20 protein-coding genes are annotated in these 18,420 nt (G+C 61.7%); 3 read left to right on the top strand and 17 right to left on the bottom strand.

The annotated features are described in order from the left end of the window. Positions 1 to 3: 3 nt before the first annotated feature. The 9 genes from QD408_RS24590 to QD408_RS24550 all read right to left on the bottom strand — a co-directional run bounded on the left by QD408_RS24590 (position 4) and on the right by QD408_RS24550 (position 10,483). Positions 4 to 735 (bottom strand): nucleotidyltransferase family protein, encoded by a 732-nt coding sequence (locus tag QD408_RS24590; protein ID WP_414141091.1) that lies wholly within the window; start codon positions 733 to 735, stop codon positions 4 to 6. Between the two features lie 13 nt (positions 736 to 748). Next, complete coding sequence (gene tsaE, locus QD408_RS24585) at positions 749 to 2,260, bottom strand: tRNA (adenosine(37)-N6)-threonylcarbamoyltransferase complex ATPase subunit type 1 TsaE (RefSeq protein WP_414141090.1); 1,512 nt, start codon at positions 2,258 to 2,260, stop codon at positions 749 to 751. Beyond that, entirely contained in the window at positions 2,257 to 4,842 is a 2,586-nt protein-coding gene (locus tag QD408_RS24580; protein WP_414141089.1) for an ATP-binding protein, read from the bottom strand. The genes tsaE and QD408_RS24580 overlap by 4 nt, the downstream gene beginning before the upstream one ends. Before the next feature lie 202 nt (positions 4,843 to 5,044). Then, positions 5,045 to 6,445, bottom strand: coding sequence for an adenosylhomocysteinase (gene ahcY, locus QD408_RS24575; RefSeq protein ID WP_088683025.1), 1,401 nt, complete (start codon positions 6,443 to 6,445; stop codon positions 5,045 to 5,047). Positions 6,446 to 6,589: 144 nt separating this feature from the next. Continuing rightward, the gene (locus QD408_RS24570) at positions 6,590 to 6,865 is read right to left on the bottom strand and encodes an HPr family phosphocarrier protein (RefSeq protein ID WP_088683024.1); all 276 of its coding nucleotides are present in this window, start codon (positions 6,863 to 6,865) and stop codon (positions 6,590 to 6,592) included. A gap of 9 nt (positions 6,866 to 6,874) precedes the next feature. Then, entirely contained in the window at positions 6,875 to 7,276 is a 402-nt protein-coding gene (locus QD408_RS24565) for a PTS sugar transporter subunit IIA (protein ID WP_004672623.1), read from the bottom strand. 150 nt (positions 7,277 to 7,426) lie between these two features. Then, the gene (locus tag QD408_RS24560; RefSeq protein WP_414141088.1) at positions 7,427 to 7,879 is read right to left on the bottom strand and encodes an HPr kinase/phosphorylase; all 453 of its coding nucleotides are present in this window, start codon (positions 7,877 to 7,879) and stop codon (positions 7,427 to 7,429) included. Further along, positions 7,876 to 9,666: a stimulus-sensing domain-containing protein gene (locus QD408_RS24555; RefSeq protein WP_414141087.1), complete on the bottom strand. Its 1,791-nt coding sequence runs from the start codon at positions 9,664 to 9,666 to the stop codon at positions 7,876 to 7,878. The genes QD408_RS24560 and QD408_RS24555 overlap by 4 nt, the downstream gene beginning before the upstream one ends. A gap of 79 nt (positions 9,667 to 9,745) precedes the next feature. Then, positions 9,746 to 10,483, bottom strand: coding sequence for a response regulator transcription factor (locus QD408_RS24550; protein WP_189636746.1), 738 nt, complete (start codon positions 10,481 to 10,483; stop codon positions 9,746 to 9,748). Positions 10,484 to 10,822: 339 nt separating this feature from the next. On the opposite strand from QD408_RS24550, the gene QD408_RS24545 reads away from it, so the two are divergent. From QD408_RS24545 to QD408_RS24535, 3 genes are all read left to right on the top strand, one after another. Further along, positions 10,823 to 12,433, top strand: coding sequence for a phosphoenolpyruvate carboxykinase (locus QD408_RS24545; protein ID WP_088683021.1), 1,611 nt, complete (start codon positions 10,823 to 10,825; stop codon positions 12,431 to 12,433). Between the two features lie 109 nt (positions 12,434 to 12,542). Then, on the top strand, positions 12,543 to 12,980 hold the full coding sequence (arfB, locus tag QD408_RS24540; RefSeq protein ID WP_088683020.1) for an alternative ribosome rescue aminoacyl-tRNA hydrolase ArfB: 438 nt from the start codon (positions 12,543 to 12,545) through the stop codon (positions 12,978 to 12,980). A 1-nt stretch (position 12,981) separates the two neighbouring features. After that, a complete protein-coding gene (locus QD408_RS24535; protein WP_414141086.1) occupies positions 12,982 to 13,593 on the top strand; it encodes an alpha-ketoglutarate-dependent dioxygenase AlkB family protein in 612 nt (203 codons plus the stop codon). Between the two features lie 14 nt (positions 13,594 to 13,607). Here the strand turns inward: QD408_RS24535 and coaA are convergent, their stop codons facing one another. The 8 genes from coaA to QD408_RS24495 are packed head-to-tail and all read right to left on the bottom strand — an operon-like array spanning position 13,608 to position 18,410. Continuing rightward, complete coding sequence (gene coaA / locus QD408_RS24530; RefSeq protein WP_414141085.1) at positions 13,608 to 14,603, bottom strand: type I pantothenate kinase; 996 nt, start codon at positions 14,601 to 14,603, stop codon at positions 13,608 to 13,610. Continuing rightward, on the bottom strand, positions 14,600 to 14,923 hold the full coding sequence (locus tag QD408_RS24525) for a phosphoribosyl-ATP diphosphatase (RefSeq protein ID WP_414141084.1): 324 nt from the start codon (positions 14,921 to 14,923) through the stop codon (positions 14,600 to 14,602). Before QD408_RS24525 ends, coaA begins: the two co-directional genes overlap by 4 nt. 17 nt (positions 14,924 to 14,940) lie before the next feature. Beyond that, positions 14,941 to 15,729, bottom strand: a complete 789-nt coding sequence (gene hisF, locus QD408_RS24520) for an imidazole glycerol phosphate synthase subunit HisF (protein WP_414141083.1) — start codon at positions 15,727 to 15,729, stop codon at positions 14,941 to 14,943. Beyond that, entirely contained in the window at positions 15,730 to 16,476 is a 747-nt protein-coding gene (hisA, locus tag QD408_RS24515; RefSeq protein WP_414141082.1) for a 1-(5-phosphoribosyl)-5-[(5-phosphoribosylamino)methylideneamino]imidazole-4-carboxamide isomerase, read from the bottom strand. 6 nt (positions 16,477 to 16,482) lie between these two features. Continuing rightward, the gene (locus tag QD408_RS24510; protein WP_414141081.1) at positions 16,483 to 17,040 is read right to left on the bottom strand and encodes a hypothetical protein; all 558 of its coding nucleotides are present in this window, start codon (positions 17,038 to 17,040) and stop codon (positions 16,483 to 16,485) included. Beyond that, on the bottom strand, positions 17,037 to 17,219 hold the full coding sequence (locus tag QD408_RS24505) for a hypothetical protein (RefSeq protein WP_088683013.1): 183 nt from the start codon (positions 17,217 to 17,219) through the stop codon (positions 17,037 to 17,039). Before QD408_RS24505 ends, QD408_RS24510 begins: the two co-directional genes overlap by 4 nt. 52 nt (positions 17,220 to 17,271) lie before the next feature. Beyond that, positions 17,272 to 17,922 (bottom strand): imidazole glycerol phosphate synthase subunit HisH, encoded by a 651-nt coding sequence (hisH, locus tag QD408_RS24500; RefSeq protein ID WP_414141080.1) that lies wholly within the window; start codon positions 17,920 to 17,922, stop codon positions 17,272 to 17,274. Positions 17,923 to 17,924: 2 nt separating this feature from the next. Then, on the bottom strand, positions 17,925 to 18,410 hold the full coding sequence (locus QD408_RS24495; protein ID WP_414141079.1) for a DUF2628 domain-containing protein: 486 nt from the start codon (positions 18,408 to 18,410) through the stop codon (positions 17,925 to 17,927). Between the last annotated feature and the right edge of the window lie 10 nt (positions 18,411 to 18,420).

Raw genomic sequence — 18,420 nt, 5'->3', positions numbered from 1 at the left:
AGCTCACGCGAACGCCCGCAATCGGCGGATCGTTTCCTCCGCTTCGCCGATCGCCTCCGGCGTTCCCACGGTCAGCCAATGGCCTTCGAGCACGATCCCGAACAGCCGCGCGCGCGCGATCGCCTTGTCGAAATAGATATTGAGGTTGAAGGCATCCTTCGGCGCATCGTCGAACAGCGCCGGGTTCATGACGATCGCCCCGGCATAGACGACGGGATTGGTGGGATCGTCGCGATAACGCGTCAGCCGGCCGTCAGCGGCAAGGCCGAAATCGTTCTTGCCGTTATGGCCCGTCGTATCCTCGATGCGGACGCAGAGCAGGGCCATGTCCATGCGCTCGGCATCGAAGAATCCGGCTAAGCGCTGCAGGTTGGTTGGTCGTCCCGGCTGTTCGCCGATCCAGAAGAGATCGGCATTCATGACGAAGAGGCTGTCGCGCGTCAGCAGTGTCAGGCCCTTCGCCAGCCCACCGCCGGAATTCATCAGCGCCTCCCGCTCGTCTGATATGACGATGTCGAGGCCGCGATAGTTTTCCAGATGATCGAGCATCTGGCCGGCGTGATGGTGAATGTTGACGACGGCTCGTTCGACGCCGGCCGCAACAAGCGAATCCAGCGCGTAGTCGATCATCGGCTTGCCGTCGATCTTCACCAGCGGCTTCGGGATCGTATCGGTGATCGGGCGCATGCGGGTCCCGAGACCCGCGGCCAATACCATGGCTTGTCTGATCGTCATGCTGATCCGGAACTTATGATTCGCTTTGGCCTATTCCAGCCCTTGAGCACCAATCGCGCAAGGGGGCAAGCGTTTCGTGCTCGAGCGCGACCTGGAGATAGGAGAGCGTTCGCGGCATGTGCTTGAGGTAGCCGGGCTTGCCGTCCCGCTGCAGCAGCCGCACCCAGAGACCGGCAAGCTTGCAGTTGCGCTGCGCCGACATGATGGCCCAGGCCTTCATGAATCCGGCTTCGTCAAAGCCGCCCTGCGCGCGGCGGATGGTGAGGTAGTCGTCCATCAGTTGCCGGAAAAGATCCGGCTCGATGGTGACGCGCGCATCCTGGACGATGGAGGCAAGGTCATAGGCGGTCGGCCCTATCATCGAATCCTGAAAGTCGATGATACCGATCCTGCGGACGCCGCTCTCATGTTCGCGCCAGATGATGTTGGGTGAATGGAAGTCACGCAGAAGCAGATTGGTTTCGGCCGATTGCAACTCGTCGATCAGGTCGTCCCAGATTGCAAGATATTCCTCGCGCTCGGTATCCGTCGGCGCCGTGCCGCGCTTCCAGGCAATATGCCAGTCGAGCATCAGCCGCACTTCCATCTTCATCGCCGTGCGGTCGAAGTCGGGAATGTGATGCGTATGGTCTGCTGTAACCGGGATATCTTGAGGAATCTGCATGGAATGAAGGTGTGCGAGACAGGCGACACTTTGCCGGTAACGCTCGGCGACCGGCAGCCCCTCGTCATCGAGCACGCCTTCGCTGCCGAGATCCTCGATCAGCATGATGCCCTTGTTATAGTCGACCTTGTAAATCTCCGGGGCCGCAAAGCCCCGCTCGCGCAAGGTATTAGCGATCGCCACAAAGGGATAGGCGTTTTCTGCGAGATGGGCGACCTTGGGGTAAGGTTTGCCGTCCAGAACCGGTGGGCCATCCGGCAGCGGCGGCCAGTCCATCAGGATCTTGCGTTCGCCCTTCTTCGGATAGACGGATTCATAGGCGCGCAGCGACGCATCCCCGATAAGGAAACGCCGCTTGGCGTCTCCATAACCGGCATCGGCAAGAAAGTCGCGGATATCAAGCACGCGCCGGATACGGGCCGCGGTCTTCTCAGCCGCCGTAATCGTGGCGCGGCGACCGGCGCCTTCATGTTCGAGCCGCAAGGAGATGCGAGACGCCGGCAACTCGCCTTCGGCCATCTCGGGCCATTCGACGAGGCAGATGCCGTTCTGCAAGGCCTCGTCGAAGCCGAGTTCAGTCAGCTCGGCAGGATCGCCCAGCCGGTAGAGATCGAAGTGCGAAACCGGGATGCGTAAATCGTAGGATTGTACCAGCGTGAAGGTCGGGCTCGGGACTTCCAGACCCTCGTCATCGGCCATCGCCCGCAGGATGGCGCGCGCCAGCGATGATTTTCCGGCGCCGAGATCGCCCGAAAGGGCAAGGCAATCGCCGGCTTTCAGGGCGAGAGCCAGGTCTTCGCCGAGGCGAATGGTCGCCGCCTCGTCCTTCAGGAAAAGCGAGATCGTATCGCTCGTCGTCATTCGGCAGCGGCAGAATGCGGGATATCGACCGAGGGGATGCGGCAGACGACGGTCGTGCCCTTGCCCGGCTCGCTGTCGATCGTCACGTCGCCATGATGCAGGCTGACGAAGCTGTCGACGATCGAGAGGCCGAGGCCGGCGCCGCCGCGTTTGCCGCTTTTTGAACCCGTCGCAAAGCGGTCGAAAACGGTGGTGATCATCTCAGGCGAGATGCCGGGGCCGCGATCACTGACGGCGAAGACGAAATCCGAGCCCTCGCGATGGCATTCCAGCGAGATCGAGGTGCCCTCGGGCGAGAAATTCGCCGCATTGGACAGGAGCTTCAGCAGGATCTGCTTCAGCCGCTGCGGATCGGCGACGATCGAGCCGAGATAGGCGGGCGCGGTGATTTCGAGCGCCACGCCGCTTTCGTGGAGGCGATCTGCGATCTGCATCGAGACGTCGTCGAGCAGGTCGTTGAGGTCGATCTCCGCATAGTTCAGCCGCATGATGCCCGCATCGACGGTCGCGAGGTCGAGTATATCGTTGACGAGCGTCAGCAGAACCGAAGACGAGGTCGAGATGTGGTCGATATATTCGGCCTGCCGGTCGTTCAGCGGCCCCACGCCCTGCGTGCGCAGGAGATCGGTGAAGCCGATGATATTCGTCAGCGGCGAGCGCAGCTCATAGGAAACGTGCTGAACGAAGTCGTTCTTCAGCTCGTCGGCCTTGCGCAGCGCCTCGTTCTTCTCGGTCAGCGCGCGTTCGGCGCGCACGCTGTCGGTCATGTTGACGAAGGTCAGCATGGTCTGGGCGTTCGGCAGCGGGATGACGGCGTAGTCGAGCACGAGGCCGGAGAAGAGTTCCAGCGTGCCTTGGCCCGAGCGGCGTTCGTCGTCGAAGCTGGTGATCAGTTCGGAGAAGGTCTTCCAGCCGTCCGGCCGGTCGTAGGAGGGCGCGCAGGCCTCGCCGAGGGCACGGATATGGGTGCCGGGCTTGGCCTCGGCTTCGGTGATCCCCCAGAGCGCGCGGAACGCCGGGTTGGACAGGCGGATGCGTCCATCGGGCCCGAACACCGCGACACCTTCGGAAAGATGGTCGATCGTTTCGCCCTGTACCTTGACCAGCGTGTTGTAGCGCGTTTCGAGGTCGACCTGCTCGGTCAGGTTTTCGAACACCCAGGTGGCGCCGCCCTGCGGATGGGCGGTCGCGAAGACGCGCAGCGTCTGCCCGTTCGGCAGGTGCCAGAGATCCGATTGCGTATCGAGCGCGCGATAGACCGAAAGCGCCGCTTCCTTCCAGCTTTTCCAGTTGAGCTGGTCCGGCAGCTTCTTGGCCGCGCGCAGCCGTTCGAGCAGCTCGCTATTGTCGGGCCGGCTTTCGAGGAAGGCGATATCCAATTCCCAAAGGGCGACGAAGGCCTGGTTGTAGAATTGCAGCCTGCGGTCGCCGTCGAAGATGGCGACGGGTGTCGCGAGATGGTCGAGTGTTTCGGCGTGGCTCTTCAGCGTCCGTTCCAGCTCGGCGCGAACCGCCTCTATGTCGGACACGTCGACCGCAATGCCGGCCGAGCCGCCGGGAACCTTGACGTCGACGACGTCGAAGAATGTGCGGTTGCCCCGCACGACTGTCGAGATCGTGTCGTGGAAGGGCGATTCCGGCGTCGCCGTCGCGCGGATGCGTTCGCGCGCCACGGTCGTCAGCATCTCGCGGCCTTCATTGATCGCCTGCTGCGGCGATCGTGCTTCGACCGCCTCGCCGTAAGCAAGGTTGACCCAGGTCAGGCGGCCCGCCGGGTCGCGCTGCCAGGCCGGCATGTCGATCGCGTCGAGCATGGTCTGGAAGGCCGAGATCGAGGTCATCAGCCGGTCGCGCTCGATCCTGATCTCTGCGAGCTCGGCGCGCAGATTGTTGAGCGCCACGAAGCGGACGAAGGCGCGCCCGCCGGAAACCCGGCCCTGCGCCTCGAGCACTTCGTCACGGATGGTTTCGACCACCATGTCGAAGCTTTGCGCGCCGTCGCGCAGCCGGTCGATCGCCTTTTCCAGATCGGAGGCGGAGCGTGATTTCAGCCAGAGGCCGAAGGCCAGGAATTCGCCGTCTTGCGGCGCGCCGGTTTCGGGCGGAAGCTGACCGAGAAGCTCAGGGCGGGCATTGCCGTCCCAGATGACGATCCGCCGGTTCTTGTCGGCGATCAGAGCCTGGTATTGCGAAATGCGCTGTTGGGCGTCGGAAAGTGCCGAGCGGATTTCCCTGCTCTCGTTTTCCAGGTTGCCGCGCTGGCGCACGAGCCACAGTGTCGACAGCAGCGCTGCCGAGATGACGCCGATGACGACGGAAACGCCGACGACCTGCGAGGAGGTGAAGAGGTGAGCCGAGGCCGCCGCCTGCTGCTCGGTCTGTGCCAGAACCGGCCGCGCCAGCGCGGCAAACGCCGTGCCGGCTGCGCAGGTTTTCAGGAAGCGCGCCAATGATCCATGCTCTTGCTTTGCGGCCTCGTGTGCCGTTGCAGATTGATATCCTTGGCCTGCCGTGAACGGGCGGCGACCGGCGCGAACGCCGTCATCCGCCTGACCGAGCAGGCTGTTTTTCATTTCCGACATCCGCGGTATGTCTCCGTCTTTCAATGTGCCGCATTACGACAAGACATCCCATTTCGAGACGGTCGGACGGTGTCCGGCGTCCCGAATCAAGTCTTAAAACAATACTTCGGAAGGGAATCGGCGGGAAGGGAGCGTCCAAAAAATAAGCCGCGGCATTTGTCAATGCCGCGGCTTCTACATCTTGTGGATATTGATGATCCTATCAATATCTGTAGTGGTCGGACTTGAACGGGCCCTGCGGCTTCACGCCGATATAGGCAGCCTGCTCTTCGCTGAGCTGGGTAAGCTTCACGCCGAGCTTATCGAGATGAAGGCGCGCAACCTTCTCGTCGAGGTGCTTCGGCAGGATGTACACCTTGTTCTCGTACTGGCCGGGCTTGGTGAAGAGCTCGATCTGCGCCAGCGTCTGGTTGGTGAAGGAAGCCGACATGACGAAGGACGGATGGCCCGTCGCATTGCCGAGGTTCAGCAGACGGCCTTCGGAGAGAAGGATGATGCGGTTGCCCTTGGGGAACTCGATCAGGTCGACCTGCGGCTTGACGTTGGTCCACTTGAGGTTCCGCAGCGCGGCGACTTCGATTTCGTTGTCGAAATGGCCGATGTTGCCGACGATCGCCATGTCCTTCATCTGCCGCATGTGGTCGATGCGGATGACGTCCTTGTTGCCGGTCGTTGTGATGAAGATATCGGCCGAGGAAACGACGTCCTCGAGCAGAACCACTTCGTAACCATCCATGGCCGCCTGCAGGGCGCAGATCGGATCGGCTTCGGTCACCTTGACGCGGGCGCCGGCGCCGGAAAGCGAAGCGGCAGAACCCTTGCCGACGTCACCGTAACCGCAGACGACGGCAACCTTGCCGGCCATCATCACGTCGGTGCCGCGGCGGATGCCGTCGACCAGCGATTCCTTGCAGCCGTACTTGTTGTCGAACTTCGACTTGGTGACGGAGTCGTTGACGTTGATCGCCGGGAAGGGCAGCAGGCCCTTCTGGCTGAGCTGGTAGAGGCGGTTGACGCCCGTGGTGGTTTCTTCCGTGACGCCCTTGATGGCGTCGCGCTGCTTGGTGAACCAGCCCGGAGAAGCGGCGAGGCGCTTCTTGATCTGTGCGAAGAGGATTTCTTCTTCTTCGGAATGCGGGTTGGAGAGCACGTCCTCGCCGGCTTCGGCGCGGGCGCCGAGCAGGATGTACATGGTGGCGTCGCCGCCGTCATCGAGGATCATGTTGGAAAGACCGCCATCGGCCCACTGGAAGATCTTGTCCGTATAGACCCAGTAATCTTCGAGCGATTCACCCTTGATGGCGAATACCGGAACGCCGGCAGCGGCGATCGCAGCGGCGGCATGGTCCTGCGTCGAGAAGATGTTGCACGAAGCCCAGCGGACTTCGGCGCCGAGCGCCACCAGCGTCTCGATCAGCACGGCCGTCTGGATGGTCATGTGCAGCGAACCGGTGATGCGCGCGCCCTTCAGCGGCTTTGCCTGGCCGAATTCGGCGCGGCAGGACATCAGCCCCGGCATTTCGGTTTCGGCGATCGTAATTTCCTTGCGGCCGAAATCCGCAAGCCCGATATCGGCGACGACATAATCTTTTTCAGTGCTCATAGAGGTCTCCAGGCTGAAAAACGTCTCAAAAATTGGCGCAGGCGCAAGCAAGCGCACGGCATGCCAGCCGTTTAGCAGGCTTCACCTGGGATGGCAATAAGGATATAAAGAAGTCTTTATATGTTTATATGAACTCGGCCGAGGTCACATTTCTTCGCCGAACTTATTCTGGATCAGCTGATCCAGCGCCTCCAGCGCTTCGGCGGCCTGGATGCCGCTCGCCGAGACGACCACGCTCGAGCCAGGACTTGCCGCCAGCATCATGAGGCCCATGATCGAGGTGCCGCCGACCGTCATTCCATCTTTGGAAACGGTGATGGCTGCATCGAAATTCTCGACCATCTGCACGAATTTGGCGGAGGCGCGCGCGTGAAGACCGCGCTTGTTGATGATGAGGAGTTCCCGGGAAAGCGACGTCATGAAGGTCCGTTATTTTCCGCTGAGTACGCGGCTCGCGACATTGATATATTTCCGCCCGGCTTCGGAAGCCTCCACCAGCGCCTTCTCCATGTTGTTCTCGCCGCGCACGCCGGCGAGCTTGATCAGCATCGGCAGGTTGACGCCGGCAATGACCTCGGTATGGCCGCTGCTCATGACCGATATGGCAAGATTGGACGGCGTGCCGCCAAACATGTCGGTCAGGATGACGACGCCATGGCCGTCGTCAGCACCGGAAACGGCTTGCAGAATGTCCTGCCGTCTCTGGTCCATATCGTCTTCGGGGCCAATACAGACCGTCTCGATGAATTTCTGAGGACCGACGACGTGCTCGACAGCATGACGAAACTCTTCAGCCAGCTTGCCATGAGTGACAAGCACAAGTCCGATCATGATATTACTGCTCCCATATCCGCAAACGGTGGCTGAGATATCGCAATGCAGCAATTTCGTCCACCGGTGGCGGCACATCTTGGCTATGAAAAGCCGAAGTGCAAGATAAAAATGCAAATATATAAGGCGGATTGATCAATCCGGAAGCCTTCAGCATCCGATGTCAGGCGCTTTCGCCATGAGGATCGCCAGCGGTGAGGCAACATTTGTGAGCAGCCGCAATGCGGGAAGCGAAAAACCCGGGGCGAGACTGACGATTTCGCCCTCCGCAGGGACGCGGTTTTCACCGGAAGCGCTGCCGGGAAGCACGGCATAGTGCATGATTGCCTGGGGCACGTGATCCTGCCGGACGATGCCGGTGCCGCGAAGCTCGATCAACCCGGCGATCGACGGCGGGCATGCGGCAATCACCGAGCCGGCTTCTTCCGACAGGAGGACCTGGTCGTCAGCGACGAGCGCCGTAAAGAGACCCAGCCGGCGGGCCTCGGTCATGCAGGTGAAGGCCAGCATCGACTTTCCCCAGCCGGACGGCCCGCTGAACAGGAGCCCCGTCCTGCCGACGACGATCGCCGTCGCATGGATGTTGGGAGCCGGCCCGCTCATGCGGCGGCGTCAAGCGGAAGGGCGAGGATGAAGCGCGCGCCGAGCACGCGCCCGTTCTCGCCATCGGTGATGTTCTCCGCCCTCAGCGAGCCGCCATGGGCTTCGGCGATCTGGCGGCTGATCGAAAGGCCGAGGCCGGAATTCTGGCCGAAACCTTCCGATTCCGGCCGATCCGTATAGAAACGCTCGAAGATGCGGTCGATATTTTCCGCCTGGATGCCGGGGCCGTTGTCTTCGATGGTCGTGACGCAGCGCGAGCGCGTGCGCACCAGCCTCACGGTGATCTTGCCGCCCTTCTCGGGCACGAAGGAGCGGGCGTTTTCGATCAGGTTCGTGACGATCTGACCGATGCGCAGATCGTGGCCGTTGACGACGAAACGCGTCTTGATGTTCGGCTTGCGTTCGATCGTATATTCGATTTCCACCTGCTTCTTGCTGCCCCGGATCTGGCGGGACACGTCGATCAGGTCGCGCAGCAGCACTTCCATGTCGACGGAGCCGGCATCGACGCGTGCAAGTTCGGCATCGAGGCGCGAGGCGTCCGATATGTCGCTGATCAGGCGGTCGAGGCGGCGCACATCATGCTGGATGACGTCAAGCAGCCGTTTCTTGGATTCTTCGGATTTGGCGAGCGGCAGCGTTTCGACGGCGCTGCGCAGCGAGGTCAGCGGGTTCTTGAGTTCGTGGCTGACATCGGCAGCAAAGCTCTCGATCGCATCGATGCGGTCGTAAAGGGCCGTCGTCATCTCGCGCAAGGCGATGGAAAGATTGCCGATTTCATCCTGGCGGGCGGAGAAGTCGGGGATCTCCTCGCGCGTCTTGGCGCCACGGCGCACGCGGATCGCCGCTGCCGAAAGCCGGCGCAGCGGATTGGCGATGGTCGACGACAGCACCAGGGACAGCAGCACGTTGACGAGCGTCGCCACGCCGAAGACCCGCATGATGGCAAGCCGTTCGGCATGGACGATATTGTCGATGTCGCCCGCCTGCGTCGACAACAGCAGCACGCCGAGTACGGCGCGGAAGCGCTGGATCGGCACGGCGACGGAAACGATCAGCTCGCCTTTCTCCGTAGTGCGTACCACAGCGCCGCGCACGCCGGTCAGCGCGTTCATGACTTCGGGATAGATCGAGCCGTCGCCGCCCGGCGCTTCCTTGTAGAGCGGCAGATTGCCGGGCTGCAGCGCCTTGTTGAACAGGGTCGCGAACCAATCGCTCCAGGTCTGCTTCTCTTCCTCGACCGGCGGCAGGTCGAAGCGCAGCACCTGGCCGCGCGAATAGAGGTGACGCGAATCGAGCAGCAGATTGGCGTCGGCATCGAAGATGCGCGCGCGCGTGCGCGTCGGCGAGATCAGCCGGCGCAGGACAGGGGCCACCTTCTCCGGATCGATCGGGAATTCCAGGTCCTCGTCGTTCGGCACCGGCGTAATGCTCTGGCCGGCCTGCAGCTCGAGCAGCTTCTGCGGATCGATGGTGATCGAGTTCGTATCGACCGACGCGGAGGCCGAAACGGCGCCGGCGATGATTTCACCCTGCGTCAACAGGCTTTCGGCGCGGGCGTCGATCAAGCCTTCGCGAAACTGGTTGAGATAGAGGATGCCGCCGACGAGCACGACCAGCGCGACGAGGTTGAAGAACAGGATGCGCCGCGTCAGGCTCGAAAACACCGCATTGCCGAAGATGCGGCGGATCAGCGTGAAGGGATGTGACCAACGGCGGCCTCGGACGCGACGGGTGCTCACGCCCTCCGCGTCGTCCAGATCCCTTTCCTGAACCAATTGTGCCAATGACAGGCCCTTTCGAAGGGCGGGGCCGGATCGACCGGCCCGCAACCCTCAACAATTCCTCGCGCTGCGCCGTTCGGGCTCAGGCTGCTTCGCGGAAGCGGTATCCCACTCCGTAGAGCGTTTCAATCATATCAAAGTCGGTATCGACCATCTTGAATTTCTTGCGCAGCCGCTTGATGTGGCTGTCGATGGTCCGGTCGTCGACATAGACCTGTTCATCATAGGCCGCATCCATCAGCGCGTCGCGGCTTTTCACGACGCCGGGGCGTTGCGCCAGCGAATGCAGGATCAGGAACTCCGTCACCGTCAGCGTCACAGCCTCGCCCTTCCAGGTGCAGGTGTGGCGCTCCTGGTCCATGACCAGCTGTCCGCGTTCCAGCGAACGGGCCTGCTGCACCGCGCCGGCTTTCGGCGCGCCGCTGGGGCTCGTGCCGCCGGCGGCCGCGGCTTCGCGGCTCGAGGCGCGGCGCAGGACGGCGCGCACGCGCTCCACCAGCAGGCGCTGCGAGAAAGGCTTGGTGATGAAATCGTCCGCGCCCATCTTCAGGCCGAACAGTTCGTCGATCTCCTCATCCTTGGAGGTGAGGAAGATGACCGGAATATCCGATTTCTGCCGCAGGCGGCGCAGAAGTTCCATGCCGTCCATGCGCGGCATCTTGATATCGAAGATCGCAAGCTGCGGCGGTCGCGCCAGAAGGCCGTCGAGCGCCGAGGCACCGTCCGTATAGGTCTCGACCTTATATCCTTCGGCCTCCAGTGCGATCGACACCGAGGTCAGGATGTTGCGGTCGTCGTCAACGAGCGCGATTGTCGGCATGGTGTTGGTCTCCGTCATCAGTGCGCAATCTCCCGGATTTTAGTCGTCCCCAGGCGGTCTCAGTGACCGGATGCGCTTATGGAGGATAAAGGTGGAACAAATTGTGGCAAAGATAAAGGGGAGGATTGTCGTAAAATTCCAACGCAACCCGAAGTGGTGCACCAAAATGTTTCAACGCGGCGCCTTCAAACGATTTAAAAAGAACGGCAGAAATTTAAATCGATTAATTATTTGATATTACTGCATTTTCTCAATTTTTGTCTCTTGTCTTTTAAAATTTCTCCCCGTATTTTCCCGCTTAGTTTTAACGGCAACGAGCCTGAGCAAAGGGAACTAGCCATGGAAAAGTTCGGAGTTCATAACCCGGCAACGGAGCTTGCAACGGTTGGATTGGGCGGCGCAGCCAGCGTTCGCTATAACTTTTCCGCCGCAGCGCTCTATGAGGAATCGATCCGCCGGGGTGAAGCCGAACTGACCGCTCAGGGCGCTCTTCGGGCCCTTACCGGTCAGCACACCGGCCGTTCGCCGCGTGACAAGTTCGTCGTCCGTGACGCCAATACGGATGGTCAAATTTGGTGGGACAACAACAAGCCGCTCTCGCCGGAGCATTTCGCTCTGCTGCGTGACGACATGCTGGCGCATGCCGCCGGCAAGGACCTTTTCGTCCAGGACCTCGTCGGCGGCGCCGAAGAAGGCCATGCTCTGCCGACCCGCGTCGTAACCGAGTTCGCCTGGCATTCGCTGTTTATCCGCAATCTGCTGATCCGTCCCGACGCCGCAGCACTGCCGACTTTCCTGCCCAAGCTGACGATCATCGATCTGCCGAGCTTCAAGGCCGATCCGGCGCGCCACGGCTGCCGTTCGGAAACGGTGATCGCCTGCGATCTCACCAACGGCCTCGTTCTCATCGGCGGCACGTCTTACGCCGGCGAAATGAAGAAATCGGTCTTCACCGTGCTCAACTACCTGCTGCCGGCCAAGGGCGTGATGCCGATGCACTGCTCGGCCAATGTCGGCCCGGATGGTGATGCGGCAGTCTTCTTCGGCCTTTCCGGCACCGGCAAGACCACCCTTTCGGCCGATCCGGCCCGCACGCTGATCGGCGATGACGAACATGGCTGGAGCGAAAACGGCATCTTCAACTTCGAAGGCGGCTGCTACGCCAAGACCATCCGCCTTTCGGCCGAAGCCGAGCCGGAAATCTACGCGACGACGCAGCGCTTCGGCACCGTGCTCGAAAACGTCGTCCTCAACGAACGTCGCGAGCCCGATTTCGATGACGGTTCGCTGACGGAAAACACCCGTTGCGCCTACCCGATGCATTTCATCCCGAACGCTTCGGAAACCGGCCGCGCCGGGCATCCGAAGACGATCATCATGCTGACCGCCGATGCCTTCGGCGTCATGCCGCCGATCGCGCGCCTGACGCCCGATCAGGCCATGTATCACTTCCTCTCCGGCTACACCGCCAAGGTGGCCGGCACCGAAAAGGGTGTCGTCGAGCCGGAAGCGACCTTCTCCACCTGCTTTGGCGCACCCTTCATGCCGCGCCACCCGGCCGAATACGGCAATCTGCTCAAGGAGCTGATCGGCCGTCACGGCGTCGAGTGCTGGCTCGTCAACACCGGCTGGACCGGCGGCGCCTACGGCACCGGCAAGCGCATGCCGATCAAGGCGACACGCGCGCTGCTGGCCGCGGCTCTGAGCGGCAAGCTCGGCCAGGTCGAGTTCCGCACGGACGCCAACTTCGGCTTCGCCGTGCCGGTCTCCGTCGATGGTGTCGACGGCGGCATTCTCGATCCGCGCTCGACCTGGGCCGATAAGGCGGCCTATGACGCGCAGGCCGAAAAGCTGGTCTCGATGTTCATCGCCAACTTCGCCAAGTTCGAAAATCATGTCGATGGCGGCGTCCGCGACGCGGCCCCGGGCGTGAAGGTCGCAGCCGAATAAAGCGGAAAAACTTTCTGATTCACGTGAAACCCGGCGTCGCAGGATTGCCGGGTTTTCTCGTTGCCGGCCGATATTTCCAATTGGCCGGCGATATGAGATAGAACGCCGCATGGCCAGCGACGCGCTCTACATCGATGACAGGATCACCATCGCGGGATGGGAACTGACGGAACAATTCGTTCTGGCGGGCGGTCCCGGCGGGCAGAATGTCAACAAGGTTTCGACCGCGGTCCAGTTGTTCTTCAACATCCCGAATTCCCCTTCCCTCAATGATCGCGTCAAGGCCAATGCGGTCAAGCTCGCCGGCCGGCGTATGTCGAAGGAGGGCGTGCTGATGATCGAGGCTAGCCGCTTTCGCAGCCAGGACCGCAACCGGGAGGATGCGCGCGAGCGGCTGAAGGAGCTGATCCTGGAAGCGGCCAAGCCGCCACCGCCGCCGCGCAAGAAGACCAAGCCGACCAAGGGTTCTGTCGAGCGTCGGCTGAAAGAAAAATCCGGCCGCTCTGAAGTCAAGAAAATGCGTGGCCGCCCGGGCGGCGGCGAGTGATATGCCGGGTCTCCTGAACGGCATCCGCCATCTCCCCGGCTACCTCGACCGGGCGCGCCAGGAAGAATTGGTCGAGCTCATCCGTACCGTCGTCACCGAAGCGCCGCTCTATGTGCCCGTCATGCCCGGCACCGGCAAGCCGATGTCGGTCAGGATGACGAATTGCGGGCCGCTGGGCTGGGTAACGGACAAGGAACGCGGCTATCGTTATCAGCCGACGCATCCGGCAACCGGCAGGCCTTGGCCTGAGATGCCGAAGCTCTTGCTCGATATCTGGAATGATGTTTCCGGTTATGAGAAGCCGCCGGAGGCCTGCCTCGTTAATTTCTATTCCGATGACGCCCGCATGGGCTTGCATCAGGATAAGGACGAGAGGGATTTGCAGGCGCCGGTCGTCTCAATCTCGCTCGGCAACAGCTGCCTCTTTCGGGTCGGCGGCCTCAACCGCAATGATCGCACGCTATCCTTCAAGCTTGCGAGCGGCGATCTGGTCGTGCTGGGCGGCGAGGGGAGGCTCTGTTTCCATGGCGTCGACCGCATTCATCCCGGGACGTCGACGCTGCTGAAGAACGGCGGCCGCATCAATCTGACGCTGCGACGCGTCCATTCGTGAAAATTGATCGCCTGCTATAGTTTCCTGAGCGCAACCTGCTCGATCAGGTGGTCCTTGCCTTTTTTCAGGATGAGATCGGCGCGCGGCCGCGTCGGCAGGATGTTCTGGCGCAGGTTCTTCAGGTTGATGTTCGTCCAGAGATCCTCGGCGATTTCAAGCGCTTCCGCATCGGTGATCGACGCGTAGCGATGGAAATAAGAGTTGGGATCGCGGAAGGCGGTTTCACGCAGCCGCATGAAGCGCGTCACATACCAGTTATGGATCTTGTTTTCCGCCGCATCGATATAGATCGAAAAGTCGAAGAAGTCGGACACCATGGGCACGATCTTGCCGTCGGCCGGCAGATTGCGCGATTGCAGCACGTTGATGCCTTCGAAGATCAGGATGTCGGGCCGGTCGATGATCTTGTATTCGTCCGGCAGCACGTCGTAGACGAGGTGCGAATAGCAGGGCGCCTTCACGTCAGGCTGTCCCGCCTTGATCGCCGAGAGGAAGCGTAGGATCGCGGCCGTATCGTAGCTCTCCGGAAAACCCTTGCGCTGCATCAGCTTTTCCCGCTGCAGCACGGCGTTCGGGTGGAGGAAGCCGTCGGTGGTGATGAGATCGACTTTCGGGCTGGAGGGCCAGCGTCCCAGAAGCTCCTTGAGGATACGGGCAGTGGTCGATTTTCCAACCGCGACCGAACCTGCGATGCCGATGACGAAAGGCGTCTTCGTCACATCCGACATGCTGAGGAAGCGGTTGCGCTGGTTGAACAGCATCTGCGACGATTCGACATGCGACGAGAGCAGGCGCGACAGCGAGAGATAGATGCGCCGGACCTCGTCGAGATCGATCGGATCGCCCATCGAGCGCAGCCGCTTGACCTCGTCGCTGGTCAGCGTCAGCGGCGTGTCGGCCCGGAATTTCGCCCATTGTTCGGAAGAAAAGAAATGGTAGGGCGAATAGGATTCCGACTGGAAGTGATCCAACGTTTCCGGCACCCCGATAATCTCAGTCGCGATACTCATGAACCCTGCCGGCTGGCCTTTTCCTTGAGGCCGGACTGCACGGTTCTGCGCTCGAGTTCGGCCATGACATTCTCTAACGGTATTTCAGCAATCCGCAATACGACCAAGAGATGATAGAGCACATCGGCGGCTTCATAGGTCAGATTGTCGCGGTCATCAGTCACCGCCGCCATCACGGCTTCAATCGCCTCTTCACCGAGCTTTTTTGCCGCTTTCGGCTGGCCGGCGGCCACGAGCTTTGCCGTCCAGGATTGCTCCGGCGAGGCGTTCGATCGCTCTGCGACGATCCTTTCGAGGTCGGAAAGGGAAAATCCGCTCATATGTCTGCTTTCAAGGTTCAGTCGAGACGCATGTCGATGCCGCACTTCGACATATAGTGCTTGGCCTCGCCGACGGTATAGGTGCCGAAATGGAAGATCGAGGCGGCAAGTACCGCGTTGGCATGGCCTTCCTTCACCCCGGCGACGAGATCGTCGAGATCGCCGACGCCGCCCGACGCGATGACCGGCACCCGCACCGCATCGGCGATCGCCCGCGTCAGTTCCAGGTCGTAGCCCACCTTGGTGCCGTCGCGGTCCATCGAGGTAACGAGCAGTTCGCCCGCGCCGCGGGCCACCATCTTCTGGGCGAATTCGATGGCGTCGATGCCGGTCGCGTTACGGCCGCCATGCGTATAGATCTCCCAGGCGCTTAGATTGTCGCCGCCGACTGCTTGCGTGCGCCTGCGCTTGGCGTCGATCGAGACGACGATGCACTGATCGCCGAACTTGTCGGCCGCCTCGGCGACGAAATCGGGATTGCTGACGGCTGCCGAATTGATCGAGACCTTATCGGCGCCGCACAGCAGGAGCTTGCGGATATCGGCGATGGTTCTGACCCCGCCGCCGACCGTCAGCGGCATGAAGCACTGGTCGGCTGTGCGCGACACGACATCGAAGATCGTCTCGCGATTGTCCGAAGAAGCGGTGATATCGAGGAAGCAGAGTTCGTCGGCGCCGGCCGCATCATAGGCCTTCGCCGCTTCGACGGGATCGCCGGCATCGACGAGATTGAGGAAGTTGACGCCCTTGACGACACGGCCGTCCTTGACATCGAGGCAGGGGATGACACGAGCCTTGAGGGTCATTTACGCAGTCTCCCTGGCCCTGCTGGCCTTGATCAGCGCCAGCGCTTCCGCCGGATCGATCCGGCCGTCGTAAAGCGCACGGCCCGAGATCGCTCCTTCGAGCTTCTGTGCGTCGGGCTGCAGCATGCGCTCGATGTCTTCGATGGAGGCAAGGCCGCCCGAAGCGATGACGGGGATGGAGACGGCGTCGGCAAGCTCCAGCGTCGACGCCCAGTTGATACCGGTCAGGATCCCGTCGCGGTCGATATCGGTGTAGATGATCGCGGCAACACCGGCGCCCTCGAATTTCCTGGCGAGCTCGATGATGCCGAGTTCGGAAGCTTCAGCCCAACCCTCGACCGCCACCTTGCCGCCCTTGGCATCGATGCCGACGGCGACGCGGCCGGGAAATTTCCGGCAGGCCTCGATGACCAGCTCAGGATTTCTGACCGCGACGGTGCCGAGAATGACGCGGCGCAGGCCGCGCGACAGCCAGGCTTCGATATGATCGAGCGTGCGGATGCCGCCACCGAGCTGCACCGGATTCTTGGTCGCCTTCAGGATCGCCTCGACGGCGTCGCCATTGGCCGAATGTCCCGCAAAGGCGCCGTCGAGATCGACTACGTGCAGCCATTCGAAACCCTGGTCTTCGAAGGATTTCGCCTGGGCGGCCGGATCGGTGTTGTAGACCGTCGCCTGCTGCATGTCGCCGAGCTTCAAGCGGACGCACTGGCCGCCCTTCAGGTCGATCGCGGGAAAAAGGATCATGTCGTCTTACGTCCGTAAAGTGGTCGGTACCATCAGCGCATTCCACGCATCTACGATATCCGAGCGGAAAAAGACAGCGGCAATGGTGGCCGCGCCGAAAAGCAGTAGGATCAGCAGGGTAACGGTGAAACCGGCGCGTACTTGGCGCCAGAAGCCCAGACGCTTCTTCACCGATTTCTCGATCTCGCGCACCAGGCGCAGCGCATCGCTGTTGACGGCGGCAAGCCGGATTTCGGGCTCCATCGCCTCCACATAGGTCTCGGCATAACTCGCAAGGATCTGCGAGGCGCGGTCGCGCAGCGTGTTGCGCAGGTCGGTGGAGAGGTAGTTGCCGTTGACGGCGGCAAGCTCGGCCTCGTTGGGCGAGCGACCGGCGTTGCGCTTGCGATGGCTGAGGACGAAATCGCGCTTTTGCCGTTCATAAAGGGCATAGGCGAGCAGGCCGATCAGGTCGTCTTCGCCCTCGATATAGAATTCCAGCACCGCCTCGGCGATATCGCCGGCGCTGATGCCATTGGCGCGCAGCTGGGAATTCTCGTTGCCGGCAAGAAACTCATGGATCATCGGTCCAGCCTTTCTTTCAACGCCTTGGCCGCATTGGAAAGCGCCCTCCTATGGATGGCTTCGTCAACGCGGCGGATGATCGTTCCGCCGGGAAGCCTGATATCCGAGAAGGGAGGAAGGCCTTCCCGGGAGGGCCTGAGCGTATAGAGCACCTTGCCTGATTTCCGCGAAGCCGGCATCGAGCACACTCCTGTTCCGCCGTTTCCATAAAGGAAAAATAAGGCGGCCGTATTACGGGTTCCAGCGCAGGAAATTGGCGATCAGCGCAAGCCCGAGTTTCTGGCTCTTTTCCGGGTGGAACTGGGCTCCGACCATGTTGTCGCGCCCGACGAGAGCGGTCATCGGGCCGCCATAGTCGACGGTCGCGATGACATCGCCCGCATTTTCGGCGGCAAGATGGTAGGAATGGACGAAATAGGCGTGCAGCCCCTGCGATCCTGTGGGAATGCCGTCGAAGAGCGGGTGTTCGCGCTGGAGATAGAGGGTGTTCCAGCCGATTTGCGGGATCTTCAGCGTGGGATCTCCAGGCGTCATCTCGATGACGTCGCCGGGAATCCAGCCGAAACCATGGGTGACGGTCTTTTCGAGGCCGCGCGAGGACATGAGCTGCATGCCGACGCAGATGCCGAGGAATGGCCGCGCTTTCTTCTCGACAGCCTCGATCAGCACTTCGGTCATCCCAGGCACGGCATCGAGGCCACGTCGGCAATCGGCATAGGCGCCGACGCCGGGAAGCACGATACGGTCAGCCGCGGCGACATTCTCCGCCTTGTCGGTGAGATCGATATGCGCATCGATGCCCGCCTCGCGGGCAGCCCGTTCGAAAGCCTTGGTCGCCGAGCGCAGGTTGCCGGAACCGTAGTCGATAATCGCGACGCGCATGATCAGCGTCCTCCATCAAAACCGAAAAGACCGAGCGAGGTGGCATGGCCGTGGCGGCCGTCCGGGCGGGTCTTGTTCTCCCAGTCCGGTGCGGCGGCGCCGTCGCTCTCTGTAATGTTTGCCTTGTCCGAGAAATAGACGTCCTCGGCAATGCCGATCGTATCGGCTGTAACGAGCCCGTCTTCGTTCCAGCCTTTGGCGGCAAGGCTGCGAATGCGCAAATTCTGGCCTTCGAGGCCGACCAGCACATTCACACCAAGCGCGATCGCCGCTCCCGCCAGCCCGAGACCCGGCTCGTCCATCAGCGCGCCGCCGACTGCCTGCGCCAGAAAGGCCACGCCCGCCGGCAGCCACAGCCGATGCGCCAGTAGCCAAATCCACGGGAACAGGAAGCCGAGCCACGTGAAGCCGTCGCGGATGGCTCGCGTTTCGTCAAGGCGTGTACCTGCGCTGCCGGGCGGCGTCAGGAAAATATAGCTTGAAGTCATTCTCGCCGCT

Source organism: Rhizobium sp. BR 249 (assembly GCF_047445895.1).
Lineage (GTDB): Bacteria > Pseudomonadota > Alphaproteobacteria > Rhizobiales > Rhizobiaceae > Rhizobium.
This window is presented reverse-complemented; position numbering and strand designations above follow the sequence as displayed.

What these genes read in the sequence shown, in the direction of transcription:
- QD408_RS24590 (WP_414141091.1), bottom strand. Translation starts at nt 735, where the DNA reads ATGACGATCAGACAAGCCATGGTATTGGCCGCGGGTCTCGGGACCCGC.
- tsaE (WP_414141090.1), bottom strand. Translation starts at nt 2,260, where the DNA reads ATGACGACGAGCGATACGATCTCGCTTTTCCTGAAGGACGAGGCGGCG.
- QD408_RS24580 (WP_414141089.1), bottom strand. Translation starts at nt 4,842, where the DNA reads ATGTCGGAAATGAAAAACAGCCTGCTCGGTCAGGCGGATGACGGCGTT.
- ahcY (WP_088683025.1), bottom strand. Translation starts at nt 6,445, where the DNA reads ATGAGCACTGAAAAAGATTATGTCGTCGCCGATATCGGGCTTGCGGAT.
- QD408_RS24570 (WP_088683024.1), bottom strand. Translation starts at nt 6,865, where the DNA reads ATGACGTCGCTTTCCCGGGAACTCCTCATCATCAACAAGCGCGGTCTT.
- QD408_RS24565 (WP_004672623.1), bottom strand. Translation starts at nt 7,276, where the DNA reads ATGATCGGACTTGTGCTTGTCACTCATGGCAAGCTGGCTGAAGAGTTT.
- QD408_RS24560 (WP_414141088.1), bottom strand. Translation starts at nt 7,879, where the DNA reads ATGAGCGGGCCGGCTCCCAACATCCATGCGACGGCGATCGTCGTCGGC.
- QD408_RS24550 (WP_189636746.1), bottom strand. Translation starts at nt 10,483, where the DNA reads ATGCCGACAATCGCGCTCGTTGACGACGACCGCAACATCCTGACCTCG.
- QD408_RS24545 (WP_088683021.1), top strand. Translation starts at nt 10,823, where the DNA reads ATGGAAAAGTTCGGAGTTCATAACCCGGCAACGGAGCTTGCAACGGTT.
- arfB (WP_088683020.1), top strand. Translation starts at nt 12,543, where the DNA reads ATGGCCAGCGACGCGCTCTACATCGATGACAGGATCACCATCGCGGGA.
- QD408_RS24535 (WP_414141086.1), top strand. Translation starts at nt 12,982, where the DNA reads ATGCCGGGTCTCCTGAACGGCATCCGCCATCTCCCCGGCTACCTCGAC.
- coaA (WP_414141085.1), bottom strand. Translation starts at nt 14,603, where the DNA reads ATGAGTATCGCGACTGAGATTATCGGGGTGCCGGAAACGTTGGATCAC.
- QD408_RS24525 (WP_414141084.1), bottom strand. Translation starts at nt 14,923, where the DNA reads ATGAGCGGATTTTCCCTTTCCGACCTCGAAAGGATCGTCGCAGAGCGA.
- hisF (WP_414141083.1), bottom strand. Translation starts at nt 15,729, where the DNA reads ATGACCCTCAAGGCTCGTGTCATCCCCTGCCTCGATGTCAAGGACGGC.
- hisA (WP_414141082.1), bottom strand. Translation starts at nt 16,476, where the DNA reads ATGATCCTTTTTCCCGCGATCGACCTGAAGGGCGGCCAGTGCGTCCGC.
- QD408_RS24510 (WP_414141081.1), bottom strand. Translation starts at nt 17,040, where the DNA reads ATGATCCATGAGTTTCTTGCCGGCAACGAGAATTCCCAGCTGCGCGCC.
- QD408_RS24505 (WP_088683013.1), bottom strand. Translation starts at nt 17,219, where the DNA reads ATGCCGGCTTCGCGGAAATCAGGCAAGGTGCTCTATACGCTCAGGCCC.
- hisH (WP_414141080.1), bottom strand. Translation starts at nt 17,922, where the DNA reads ATGCGCGTCGCGATTATCGACTACGGTTCCGGCAACCTGCGCTCGGCG.
- QD408_RS24495 (WP_414141079.1), bottom strand. Translation starts at nt 18,410, where the DNA reads ATGACTTCAAGCTATATTTTCCTGACGCCGCCCGGCAGCGCAGGTACA.